Here is a 12,462-nt window from a genome sequence, read left to right as displayed (position 1 = left end):
ATGCTCTATCTCTTTGTTTTTACGCGTATCTTATCCGAAAACCGGTTCCCGATTTTCGGGATATGCTCTAATCTTCCGATATGTTTGCTGATGTGTCTGAGCGCCAATGCGGGCTGAATGTGGTTATGCGCAGCGATTGTCCGCCGACACCGGCACCGGCTGCCGAATAACGTTCTTCGAAAAGCCGGACATGTTTTGCGCCCAAGGCAAGCACTTCGAGGCTTTCACGTCCCCGTTCAAAAGTTGCAAATCCGGGCAGAATGATAAGGGTCAGAATGGTCGCCAATAGAACCGGACGATAATAGCGTGTGGTCATACGCTCTTTGTTTTCCACGCTATGCCGGACAAGCACCACGATCATCAACACCGCATAAATCACACTGTTGAAAATGGCGAAGAGATAAAATCCGCGGCTTTCACCGGCATCAGACACCAAAAGCACAGCAAAAACGGAACCAAGCGCAATGATTGCATAAGGCACCAAGACCCTGAAAGGCAGTGGATCAACCTCGGATGTTCCCTTCGGCGTAACGCGGAAGTCAACAAAAGATCCGGTCATCCAGTCGCGCAATGCCGCAAGTGTTCCTGCCAGTGCCCAAGGCCAGCGGGCAAGCAAAAAGAGTATGCCTTCCCAGCTCAGAATTTGACTATTTACAGGTCTGAATGTTCCGGTTGCCCGCCAGCGATAGGCGAAAACCAGAAGGATCAGCGACATCGGCAGAAAATGCGTCAAAAATTCAGGATATGTGACAGCAACAAAAGGCTTACCGCGAATGAGCGCAATAACCGGCATGGCAAAGAGTGTTGCAGTCAACAGCGAAGACAGCGGATACCAAAATTGTGAGAACAAAAATGAAAACCGCAAACGGGGTGTCAGGCGCGGGATCAGATCCGGCGAATATTGCAGCAGGATCATTACAATGCTGCGTGCCCACTGAAATTCCTGCGTAATCAGGTCGCCGAAAGTGCGCGGACCATCGCCATGCGCAATGGCATCAATCGCATGGACACCACGCCAGCCATAGGCATTCATCATCAGCGTTGTGGAATGGTCTTCAGCCAGTTCCGGTCCGAGCCCGCCGATTTCCCTGAGTGCCACAGTACGCACGGCATAATGAGAACCGATACACATCGGTGCGAAACCGCCGCTATAGCCTGCTTGCAAGCATCCATGAAAATTCGCTTCTGCAATGAGGCGCCCGCGTGCCGACCAGCTTTCCGCAGCATTGCGGTCACAAATACTGGGTGCGGAAACATAACCGACAGCCGGATCGGCGAAAGGCCGCAACATCTGCCAGAGATAATCCGGTTCAGGCACATGATCGGCATCAAGCTGCGCAACAAAATCATAGCGCTCATAGCCGTAATGATCATAGAAAAACGCAAGATTGCCTTCCTTGCAGCGTGTACGGCGCGGCCATGTCTGCCGGTGATAATCGGCGCGGCCTTTGCGTGTCGATACGAAAACTCCGTGTTCACGGCACCATGCCAGTGTTTCCGGTGACGGATCTTCATCAGCAAGCCAGGTATCATGCGGCTGTGTCTGCGCCAGCATCGCCAGCAGTGTTTCAGCAACAATGGGAAACGGCTCTGACGGCGCTTTGGTCACAACCATAGCGATCCGGCTGTTCTGCGGTATACGCAAAGCACCGACAGGCTTTACCGCAAAGTAAAACATGACCAGAAAATAAGCAGGAATCAATGTTAGCCATGCCAGCGCCGCGGTTGTGATAATCGTTCCGAAAGTGCTCACATGATGCTCAGGCTGCAGCCACCAGACCCAGAAATAGATGAAAGCTGCCAGCCATATGGCAACACCGGCAATATATTCTGTCCGTCTGTAGCCCTGAAATACGGATACCAGCAGCGGTTCACCATTCAGAGTGAAGGACTTCTGTCTGTTGATGGCAGGACGTGTCATGATCTCGCCTCCAGTCCGAAGAAAGGAGCCGCAGTCCGGACAATTGTTTCCAGATCCGAATATTGCGGTTCAAAACCAAGCATATGGCGCGCAAGAGCGGGATCGGCATAAAGAGCCGGCGGGTCACCTGCGCGACGCGGACGAATAATGATGGGGACCGGACGGCCGGTTACCTTGTCGATCGTATTGAGAATTTCGCGGATAGAGGAGCCGCGTCCTGTCCCGAGATTGACAGCAAGATTGTCACCGCCACCGGCAAGATAATCATAAGCCAGAACATGGGCGCGGGCGAGATCAGTGACATGAATATAGTCCCGCACACAGGTGCCGTCCTCAGTGTCATAATCATCTCCGAAAATCTCAAGCTGTGCGATTTTTCCGGCTGCGGCCAGCAGCGCGCGGGGGATGAGATGGGTTTCCGGATCATGCCATTCTCCCAGTTCACCTTCCGGATCAGCACCGCAGGCATTGAAATAGCGTAAAGCCACATAGCGCAGCCCGAAAGCCGAGGCATAATCGGCCAGCATATGTTCAGCAATCAGCTTGGTCTGACCATAAGGGCTGACGGGGATCTGGGCGGCAGTTTCCGCAACCGGCAAATTTGCCGGCACGCCATAAGTGGCGCAGCTCGAAGAAAAGATCACCTTATCCAGCCCTGTCTCGCGACAGGCATCCAGTAAAGACAAAGTTCCGCAGACATTATTACGATAATATTTTGCAGGGTCTGTAACGGATTCCCCGACATAGGCGGACGCGGCAAAATGAATAACAGCAACCGGCATATAACGCAGGATCGTTTCCGTCAGCAGCATCGTGTCCAGAATATCGGCCTGAACAAGAGGGCCATAGCGCACGGAAGACCGGTGCCCCGTAGACAAATTGTCATAAACAACCGGCTCAATGCCCCGGAATTTCAGAAGCTTGGCTGTATGACTCCCGATATAACCGGCACCGCCCGTAATCAGAATGCGCTTTGCTGTCATCTGGCCATCTCCCGTAATCCGTTTCCGGAGAGGCTCAGACGGCTGTCAAAATAGGTGATCGTCTTTTCCAGACCTTCGGTCAGCTGTACCTGCGGCTGCCAGCCCAGTTCACGCATTGCAAGCGAGATATCAGGACGGCGCTGACGCGGGTCATCGACAGGCAGCGGATGATGAACAATACGCGAGCGTGAACCTGTCAGATCAATCACGATCTTCGCCAGTTCACCGATCATAAACTCACCGGGATTGCCCAAATTAACCGGTCCTGTCACCGATGCATCGGCCGCCATCAGGCGGACAAAACCTTCGATCAGGTCATCCACATAGCAGAAAGAACGGGTCTGCGTGCCGTCACCGTAAATCGTAATGTCCTCGCCCTTCAGCGCCTGAACAATAAAATTGGAGACCACACGTCCGTCGTCCGGTCGCATATTCGGGCCAAAAGTATTGAAAATCCTGACGATTTTTATTTCTGTGTCATAGGCTTTGTGAAAGTCGAAAAACAGGGTTTCCGCACAGCGCTTTCCCTCATCATAGCAGGAGCGCGGGCCGAACGGATTGACATTGCCCCAATAGGTTTCGACCTGCGGATGAATATGCGGGTCGCCGTAAACCTCTGATGTTGACGCCTGAAAAATGCGGGCATTATAGCGGGCAGCCAGTGTCAGCAGATTATACGCGCCCAGCACGCTGGTCAGCGTTGTATGTACAGGATCGGCCTGATAATGCGGCGGTGATGCGGGACAAGCGAGATTGTAAATCTCATCCGCTTCCAGATCGAACGGCTCAACAATATCATGATCGATAACACTGAAAGTGTCATAACCAAGCAGATGCATAATATTCTGCTTGCTGCCGGTCGAGAAATTATCAACGCAGATAACCCGATGGCCTGAACGGAGGAGACGCTCACAGAGATGCGAACCGAGAAAACCGGCTCCGCCTGTAACAATAATCTGCTTATGTAATATATCCGACTGAACAGCATAAAGCTCACGTACAGGTGTTCTGCCAGACTGATTACCAATATGTTGATTAAGTTCACTCATCTTCAACTCCATCAAATTTATCTTTAAATCTGCATTGATGTAAAAAGAAATTTAATGAAATTACTTAAGTAAACTTACTAAAAATACTCAAAGTATAAACAGAATTTTAACGAAATTACTTTCATATACTATATACCGCTCTGTCAGAGGATTGTCGTTATCGCTGCATCCTGAAAATTATCATTTCGTACATTTCTTATTTGATATGATAAGATATTGCTTGAGGATGATGTGCTGAGAGATTTCACAGGCTTTCACTGCAAAGAGATGCAGTGGACGGGAGGAACCGGATGCATAAGCAGTCTGACACTCCGGAAGGAAACCCTGACCGGCTGAGAGCTGAAGCAACATGGCCGCAGGTTGAGCGCCGCCGCTTTCCCCGCACCGGTCAGGATGTTCTTGAGCCGGTGATCATTCCTTCAACTGCACCGCCTTTACCGTCGCTGCATTTTTCCACGCAGGACCTGCCTCCCGAAGAGCAATTCGAGGCATGGCGCGCTTATATGCGACCGATTATTGATGTCTGTTTGCCGGACAATGTTCTGCCTGAGGACGGATTTTTCGCGAGTCATACTGTCTGGCATTTCGGGAAAATGCTGTTTGTCCGGCAACAGAGCGATGCCTATAGTTACGCCCGCACGGCTGCACAATTACGCTATAGCCCGATTGATCACTGGTATCTGGGATTAAGACGCAGCGGGCAGGCATGGACGGAGGTTGACGGCAAAGTCATTAAAACCGGCTCGGGTCGCGTGGCCTTCCGCACACTCGGACACCCCTATCGGGGGCGCTGCACCAGTTCTGAAATTGTGCTGCTCTATATGCCTTACAGCCTGTTTTCCGGCGAGGCCGGTCTATTCAAGTCTGTCAATAATTCCATCCTGTCAGGAACGCTTGCCACGCTGCTGGCGAATTTTCTGGCTCAGGTTGAAACACATCTGCCCTCGCTGACACTGGATGATCTGCCCGGTATTGTACAAACAATCAGGAATATGATTGTGAACGGCGTTGAGCCCTGTGTCCGCCCAGACCATGACCATCCGGGTCAAATCGGCTTCGGCACCATGGAACGGGTGCATCACTACATTCATCACAATCTGCACGATCCGCAACTCACAGCAGAGAAAATCTGCCGGTCGGTCGGCATATCCCGCACGCGGCTTTATCAGCTGTTCGAGTCCCATGGCGGCGTTCTGAATTATATCCGCAAACAGCGCCTGCAAGCGGCCTATGAAACATTGCAGGATCCGGCCAATCAGGACAGAATTCTCGACATTGCCCAAACGGCCGGTTTTGATGTTGCCGCAAATTTCACTCGCGCATTCACCAATGAATTCGGTGTCAGCCCGAGCAAAGTGCGCAAAAACCTATCCGCACCGCATCCGGAGCCGACAGATTTTCCTGTCCCAAACAGCAAACAGGTCAGTTTTGAAAACTGGCTGCGCAATCTTGACCTGTAATAAAAGCAACAGCAGAAACAATACGACAATAACAGGCCGGTTGACTGACAGATATACTGACTATTCTGGTTTTTTATTCTGTATTTCTATGCATCGCACATCGCCACCGGCCTGTTCAGAATATAAAAACCGGACCATCCGCTTTACCCTGAACAGCATTATTCAGGAGACGGTTTTACAAAACATCCTCCCAAGATATTTTGAAAACTGCACGATCCTAAGCCCCAAGATCAGGCCGAATGGCGGAGAGGTTACGCAACGGATTGCAAATCCGTTCAGCTTGGTTCAAATCCAAGGTCGGCCTCCATTTCTGACCAATATCAGTCATAATATTGGTCAGAAATGGCTCTCTCCTTACGCCCAGAGAACGCAAATATGATTTCGATAAATACAGTTCTGACCGGTTCCGTTGCCCCGCTTGGCCCCCGCGAAGCCCCCAGTGCAATTGCAAAAACCCCGTCGCAGGGCAAAAATTGGCTCGGCATAGAAGGCTTCACCAAGGATGCACAAGGCGATCGCAAGCATCACGGCGGGCCGGAAAAAGCCGTTCATCATTATGCCTATGAACATTATGCGGTCTGGAAGCAGGAAATCGGCGAGCGGGATGTCTTGCAACAAGCAGGCGCGTTCGGTGAAAATATTTCGACCACCGGCCTGACAGAAGAGACTATTGCAATCGGGGACATATTTCAGGCTGGCGACGCCGTTATTCAGGTCAGTCAGGGGCGTCAGCCCTGCTGGAAGCTTAATTTCCGCTTTGACACCGGTGACATGTCCCTGCGTGTGCAGCGCAGCGGCCGAACCGGCTGGTATTATCGTGTTCTGCAGGAAGGTTTTGTTGAAGCCGGCGATACATTACGGCTGATTGAGCGCCCCTCACCTGACTGGACCATCCGCAAAGCATGGCATATTTTATATGTCGATACGCTGAACTTTGCAGAACTGGCTGTTATGGCTGATCTTGAACATCTTGCGCAGAGCTGGCGTGATTACGCCGTCAAGCGACTAGCCACACGAAAAACGGAGGACTGGTCACGCCGCCTGCAAGGCTGACCGGCGTCTGCAAGGCTGACCGGCGTCTGAAGCCTCTCTTCCGCTCTAATATGGAACAGGCAGTATCCTGCCTTTATCAATTCAGGTCTGTGATGAGAAAAAGTACCGCACTTGCAATCGAAGTCTCTGCCCGTGAACGGGAACCGATTTTTCTGGCCTTAGCCCGCTCTATTATCGGCGAGATTGAACGCGGCCGTCTTAAACCCGGCGCGGCTTTACCCGGCACACGTTCGCTGGCGCAAACACTCAAACTCAACCGCAATACTGTTGATGCGGCCTATCACGAACTGACAATGCAGGGCTGGCTTTCAGCTGAACCATCGCGCGGCACCTTTGTTTCCCATGACCTGCCGGATGTTTCCGGCTCAGGAAAAACAGCACCGGCCGGTAAACAGCCTTCTCCCGTGAACAGCAATCTGCCGCTTTTTACACTCAAATTTTCTGACGGCGCGCCGGATGCACGACTACTGCCGACAACCGCCTTTGCGCAAGCTTTCCGCCGTGCACTGACAAGCACCAATTTTACCCATGGCGGCTCCTATAGTGATCCGGCAGGCAATAAATCACTGCGGGAAAATCTTTCATCCTATCTGAATGTCGAGCGCGGTCTGGTGGCAACTGAGAAAGATATCCTCATTACCAGAGGCAGCCAGATGGCGCTGTTTCTGGCCGCGAAAGCAATCATTGAACCCGGCACAAAAATCGCCGTTGAACAGCCGGGTTATCCTTTGGCATGGTCGGCATTTCGTGCAGCGGGCGCAGAAATCTGCGGCATAGCGGTGGATGAAGGCGGGATTGATGTTGATGCTCTTGAGGCACTTGCCCGACAAGACCCGCAGCTCAAAGCTGTTTACCTGACACCGCATCATCAATATCCGACAACAGTCACGCTCGGAGCCGCAAGACGGCTGCGCCTGTTTGATATTGCACAGCGTTACGGTTTGGTCATTATCGAGGATGATTATGACAATGAATATCGCTATGACGGCCGCCCAGTCCTGCCACTAACCGCGCGTTCCGGCAAGGAACTGCCGGTTATCTATCTCGGCTCCCTGTCCAAGGTTCTGGCTCCGGGCATTCGTATCGGCTATGCCGTTGCACCGGCGGATATTCTCAGGCGGATGATCCGGCACCGTGAGGCGATTGACCGGCAGGGCGATCTGCCGCTGGAACTTGCCTTGAGTGACCTGCTCGCTGACGGCACTATCAAACGCCATGCCCGCAAAGCCCGCCGGATTTATCACGCAAGACGCGACTTTCTCGCCGGACAGTTGCAAAACCTGCTCGGCGATGACGGCCGGTTCTCGCTTCCGGCCGGTGGTCTGGCCATCTGGTTCAGACTCAATCAGGGACTTTGCGCACAAACATGGTCTGAAAATGCTGCCCGTTCCGGCCTCTCCGTCTTGCCCGGTGCACATTTTGAGCTGGATAAAAGCCGTGCCACACAGGCTTTCCGCATTGGCTTTGCCAATTCAAGTGAAGCCGAACTCGCACGGATGGTGCAGATATTGGCGCGGTCAAAAGCCTGATATAACAAAGCCTTCGGCTCCCTCTCTGTTGAACCTGTTTCATGCCGCTGTTCCCATCCGAACAGCGGCTGAATTTCATTCTGCATCGTAGAAATTTATTTCTGTGACACTTCAATGAAAAAGATTTTCATTTTGAATCTTTTTTGATAGGATTTTTTTCGGGAGAATAATGAGGGGGAAAGATCGGTGAATCTACCGGCGCTTATTCAAGCACAGTGGTCACGCCTGACAGCCAATCAGCAGAAAATTGCTGATTTCGTGCTGACGAACCCCTTTCCGGTTGCCACAATGGGCATTGAAGAGCTGGCAACAGCCACCGAAACCTCCACCGCCACCATCACACGTTTTGTCAAAGCGCTTGGCCTGAACGGTTTTACCGAATTTCGCGCCCATGCTGTGCAGGGTTATCAGTCTCTGCTGAAGCCGGTTGAAAATATCGACCGCGCCCGTCACATTCCGCCGCGCCGTGTGATTAAAGACGCCTTCAAGAATGCCCTTTCACAGGTGCAGACTGTTGCAAAGCAAGCCGATAATCCGGTCTGGGAGAGCGCAGCCATGCGTATCCAGAACGCCCAGCGCATCGCTTTCTTAGGCTTTGGTGTCAGCGGCAATCTGCTCCAGCTTTTTGCCGACAGGCTGCTGCCTTTCAGCCGTGCGCAGATCATGCTGACCGGTGAGAACGGCATGGAACGGGTTGCTCTTAAGATTGCAGGCCTCGGTCCTGAAGACCTGCTGATCGCCATGGCATTGCCACGCTATTCACAACACACAGTCGATTTTATGAAGCTCGCCCGTGGTCGCGGCACCTATTGCATCGCGGTTACGGACGGAGCGCATTCTCCGCTTTGCGCCCTCAGCCATGAGCAGATTTTCATTCCGGCGGATCATCCGGTTCTGCACAGTTCCGGCATTGCCGCACTTGCTGCTTTTGAAACTATTCTCGCCGTTCTGGCGGCCCATCATCAGAGCGTGTCCGATGCCGTATCGATGACACGCTTTCTCATGCCCTATTTTTATGCGGATGATGAACAGCATCCGCAGTCCAAAACGAGGACCACGGATGTCAGTGAAGCCGAGTAACCCGCAAACAGCACCGGTTATCCGCGTTGAGAATATCAGCGTTGATTTCAAAGGTGATGAAAGCACATTCCGTGCGGTTAAGAACCTGTCTTTCGAGATCAAGGCCGGAGAAACACTGGCTGTGGTTGGTGAATCCGGTTCCGGCAAATCCGTAACCTCGCTGGCAATCATGCGTCTGGTGGAAAGCGGCGGCGGCAAGATCACCGAAGGCGGCATCCACTTTACCGGCAATGACGGTGTTACCACCGACCTCACCAAACATTCCCTGAAGGCGATGGAAAAGATCCGCGGCAATGATATTGCCATGATCTTTCAGGAACCGATGACATCGCTCAATCCGGTCTTTACCGTTGGCGAGCAGATTGCAGAAGCTGTGCGCCTGCACCAGAATTGCTCTGCTTCAGAAGCGCGTGCAGAAGCACTGCGCATGCTGGAAAAAGTCCGTATCCCCGATGCGGCACGCCTGCTTGACCGTCACCCGCATCAGCTTTCCGGCGGTATGCGCCAGCGTGTGATGATTGCAATGGCACTGTCCTGCAAACCGAAACTGCTGATCGCCGATGAGCCGACCACAGCGCTTGACGTGACCATTCAGGCACAGATTTTGCGCCTCATCCGCCTGTTGCAGGAAGAGATGGGCATGGCTGTGCTGTTCATCACCCATGATATGGGTGTGGTGGCAGAAGTGGCCGACCGCGTTCTCGTGATGCGTCACGGTGAAAAGGTTGAAGAAGGCACTGTCGAAGACGTCTTCAAATCACCGCAGCATCCTTATACCCGTGCTTTGCAGGCCGCTGTGCCGCGTCTTGGTGCGCTGAATGGTGAAGACCTGCCGCGCCGTTTCCCTATGCTCAAAGCCGATCATGCAGACGGCAAGCCTGCCGAATTTGAAGTCTCCCCGCCGCAGGATACAATCAAATCCGACGAACCTGTGCTGAAAGTACGCGATCTCGTCACCCGTTTTGATATCCGCCGTGGCTTCTTCTCCAAACTGGCCGGTCGTGTACACGCGGTTGAACAAGTCAATTTTGATCTGCGTCAGGGCGAGACTCTGGCGCTCGTCGGTGAATCCGGCTGCGGAAAATCCACCACCGGCCGCACCCTGATGATGCTGCAGGAAGCCACATCCGGCTCGGTACACTATAGCGGCAAGGATATTTTCAAGCTGAGCGGCGCTGAGAAACTCGCCGTTCGCCGCAAGATCCAATATGTGTTTCAGGATCCGTTTGCCTCACTCGATCCGCGCCTGACAGTTGGCTTCTCTATTGCCGAACCGCTGATTACCCACGGCCTTGCCAAGGGCAATGAGATTGAGGAGCGCGTTGTGCAATTGCTGCGCGATGTTGGCATGCAGCCGGAACATGCGCGCCGCTATCCGCATCAGTTCTCCGGCGGCCAGCGTCAGCGTATCTGTATTGCCCGCGCGCTGGCCGGTGATCCGGATATTCTGATTACGGATGAGGCTGTGGCCGCACTGGACGTCTCCATTCAGGCGCAGGTCATCAATCTGATGATGGAATTGCAGGAAAAACGCGGCCTGTCCTATATTTTCATCAGCCATGACATGGCCGTGGTTGAACGCGTCTCGCACCGTGTTGCCGTGATGTATCTCGGTCAGATTGTTGAAATCGGTCAGCGCCGCCAGATTTTTGAAAATCCGCAGCATGCCTATACCCGCCGTCTGCTCTCTGCGGTGCCGATTGCCGATCCGGCACGGCGCGACCGCAACAGACCGCTGATTGAGGGCGAAATCCCAAGTCCGGTGCGCAAGCCCGACGATATGCCTGTTGTCAAACCATTGGTTGAGGTGGAACCCGGCCATTTTGTAGCCCGCCACCCGATCGGTGATTTTAAATAATAAGTGGAAGGAGAGACTAATGAAACTGAAATCAATTCTGCTGTCATCGGCATTAGCTGCCGCTGTCATGCTTCCGGGCACCGTATGGGCGAAATCGCTCACCGTTGCTGTTCAGGACAACCTGACCGGTCTTGACCCTGCGGTGGTCAATGACACCCTGTCCCAGACCTCGCTGCGTCTGATCTATCAGGGTCTGTTCGGTTTCGACAAGGATATGAAACTGATCCCGCTTCTCGCTGAAAGCTATGAAGCCAATGAAAATGCCACCGAGTTTACAATTAAACTGCGCAAGGGCATCAAATTCCATGACGGCACAGATTTCAATGCTGCTGCCGCCAAGTTCAACATCGACCGTCTTGCCAATCCGGATAACAAACTGTCCCGCCGCAGCCTTGTTTCCATGGTTAAGGAAGTACAGGCCGTTGATGATTCAACCATCAAACTGACCCTCAAAGAGCCTTTCGGTGCCATGGTTGCCTCTCTCGCCCATCCGGGCGCGATGATGATTTCTCCGGCAGCGCTGGAAAAATTCGGCAAAGATATCGACCGTAATCCGGTCGGCACCGGCCCGTTCACTTTCAAACATTGGGCTGCTGATACACTGGAAGTCGTGAAAAACGACAATTACTGGAAAGAAGGCATGCCGAAAGTTGACGGCGTGACCATCCGCTCCGTTCCGGAATCCGGCGCCCGTTTTGCGATGTTGCAGACCGGCGAAGCTCAGTACATTCCGACATTCCCGACTGAACTGATGAAGGCAGTCGAAAACAATCCGAATGTTCAGGTCGAAGCGACACCGTCGATCGTTGAAACCTATGTCGCCATGAACAATCTGAAGAAGCCGTTTGATGATCTGCGCGTGCGTCAGGCTCTGAATTATGCCGTTGATAAAGACGCTTTCTGTAAAGTTGTCTCCAATGGTTACTGCTCACCGGCAGATTCCATCATTCCTTCGGCTCTGGCATTCCATGTGAAGGCCGGTGACTACACTTTCAATCTCGACAAAGCCAAAGAGCTGATGAAAGAAGCAGGCCTCGAAGCCGGTTTTGAAACAGAAGTCTGGGCTGCCTCCAATACCGGCTCCCTGCGTGCCGCGCAGTTCATCCAGCAGCAGTTGGCGCAGATCAATGTAAAGGTCAATGTCGTGCCGCTTGAAGCCGGTGTTGCCGCGCAGAAAGTCTGGGGCGTTGATAAGCCTGAAGATGCAACCGTGCAGCTGTATTACGGCGGCTGGTCTGCTTCGACCGGTGATGCTGACTGGGGTATTCGCCCGCTGCTTTACGGTCAGAGCTTCCCGCCTGCAATGTTCAACGTCGCATATTATAAAAACCCGAAGGTTGATGCAGCGATTGAAGCAGGTATTGCAACCGCGGATCCGGCAAAACGTGCTGAAGCCTATGCGGAAGTGCAGAAGCTTGCATGGCAGGATGCACCGTGGATTTTCCTTGGTGTAGGCCAGAATATTGCTGCCAAGAGCAAAAGCCTGTCGGGCGTTTATATGCTGCCTGACCGCGGCTTCCTGCTCGACG

Annotated in this window: 9 protein-coding genes and 1 tRNA gene; 7 read left to right on the top strand and 3 right to left on the bottom strand. The window is 52.9% G+C overall.

The genetic code is table 11. The annotated features are described in order from the left end of the window. Window positions 1-67: 67 nt before the first annotated feature. From A918_RS0102250 to A918_RS0102240, 3 genes are read right to left on the bottom strand one after another with little or no spacing between them, the layout of a single operon-like run. Window positions 68-1,921 carry a glycosyltransferase family 2 protein gene (locus A918_RS0102250; RefSeq protein WP_022709479.1) on the bottom strand — a complete coding sequence of 618 codons (1,854 nt, stop codon included), beginning with the start codon at window positions 1,919-1,921 and terminating at the stop codon, window positions 68-70. Next, window positions 1,918-2,904: a UDP-glucose 4-epimerase GalE gene (gene galE, locus A918_RS0102245; RefSeq protein WP_022709478.1), complete on the bottom strand. Its 987-nt coding sequence runs from the start codon at window positions 2,902-2,904 to the stop codon at window positions 1,918-1,920. The genes A918_RS0102250 and galE overlap by 4 nt, the downstream gene beginning before the upstream one ends. Then, a complete protein-coding gene (locus A918_RS0102240; RefSeq protein ID WP_028233266.1) occupies window positions 2,901-3,875 on the bottom strand; it encodes an NAD-dependent epimerase/dehydratase family protein in 975 nt (324 codons plus the stop codon). Before A918_RS0102240 ends, galE begins: the two co-directional genes overlap by 4 nt. Window positions 3,876-4,243: 368 nt before the next feature. On the opposite strand from A918_RS0102240, the gene A918_RS0102235 reads away from it, so the two are divergent. The 7 genes from A918_RS0102235 to A918_RS19170 all read left to right on the top strand — a co-directional run. After that, a complete protein-coding gene (locus tag A918_RS0102235; RefSeq protein WP_022709476.1) occupies window positions 4,244-5,413 on the top strand; it encodes an AraC family transcriptional regulator in 1,170 nt (389 codons plus the stop codon). 233 nt (window positions 5,414-5,646) lie between these two features. Next, window positions 5,647-5,720, top strand: a tRNA-Cys gene (locus tag A918_RS0102230). A 68-nt stretch (window positions 5,721-5,788) separates the two neighbouring features. Continuing rightward, window positions 5,789-6,466 carry an MOSC domain-containing protein gene (locus A918_RS0102225; RefSeq protein ID WP_022709475.1) on the top strand — a complete coding sequence of 226 codons (678 nt, stop codon included), beginning with the start codon at window positions 5,789-5,791 and terminating at the stop codon, window positions 6,464-6,466. 92 nt (window positions 6,467-6,558) lie between these two features. Continuing rightward, on the top strand, window positions 6,559-7,995 hold the full coding sequence (locus tag A918_RS0102220) for a PLP-dependent aminotransferase family protein (protein WP_022709474.1): 1,437 nt from the start codon (window positions 6,559-6,561) through the stop codon (window positions 7,993-7,995). Window positions 7,996-8,181: 186 nt separating this feature from the next. Next, window positions 8,182-9,075 (top strand): MurR/RpiR family transcriptional regulator, encoded by an 894-nt coding sequence (locus A918_RS0102215; protein ID WP_022709473.1) that lies wholly within the window; start codon window positions 8,182-8,184, stop codon window positions 9,073-9,075. Beyond that, a complete protein-coding gene (locus tag A918_RS0102210) occupies window positions 9,056-10,933 on the top strand; it encodes a dipeptide ABC transporter ATP-binding protein (protein WP_022709472.1) in 1,878 nt (625 codons plus the stop codon). Before A918_RS0102215 ends, A918_RS0102210 begins: the two co-directional genes overlap by 20 nt. Before the next feature lie 19 nt (window positions 10,934-10,952). Next, on the top strand, window positions 10,953-12,462 hold a 1,510-nt coding region (locus A918_RS19170), incomplete at its 3' end, for a glutathione ABC transporter substrate-binding protein (protein WP_022709471.1).

The organism is Pseudochrobactrum sp. AO18b (assembly GCF_000409565.1).
In the GTDB taxonomy this organism is placed as follows: domain Bacteria; phylum Pseudomonadota; class Alphaproteobacteria; order Rhizobiales; family Rhizobiaceae; genus Pseudochrobactrum; species Pseudochrobactrum saccharolyticum.
The sequence above is the reverse complement of the archived record's forward strand: the minus strand, read 5'-3'. Positions and strand labels throughout refer to the sequence as shown.

Excerpts from the sequence above, each read along its gene's own strand:
- A918_RS0102225 (WP_022709475.1), top strand. The coding sequence starts at position 5,789 with ATGATTTCGATAAATACAGTTCTGACCGGTTCCGTTGCCCCGCTTGGC.
- A918_RS0102220 (WP_022709474.1), top strand. The coding sequence starts at position 6,559 with ATGAGAAAAAGTACCGCACTTGCAATCGAAGTCTCTGCCCGTGAACGG.
- galE (WP_022709478.1), bottom strand. The coding sequence starts at position 2,904 with ATGACAGCAAAGCGCATTCTGATTACGGGCGGTGCCGGTTATATCGGG.
- A918_RS0102235 (WP_022709476.1), top strand. The coding sequence starts at position 4,244 with ATGCATAAGCAGTCTGACACTCCGGAAGGAAACCCTGACCGGCTGAGA.
- A918_RS0102210 (WP_022709472.1), top strand. The coding sequence starts at position 9,056 with ATGTCAGTGAAGCCGAGTAACCCGCAAACAGCACCGGTTATCCGCGTT.
- A918_RS0102250 (WP_022709479.1), bottom strand. The coding sequence starts at position 1,921 with ATGACACGTCCTGCCATCAACAGACAGAAGTCCTTCACTCTGAATGGT.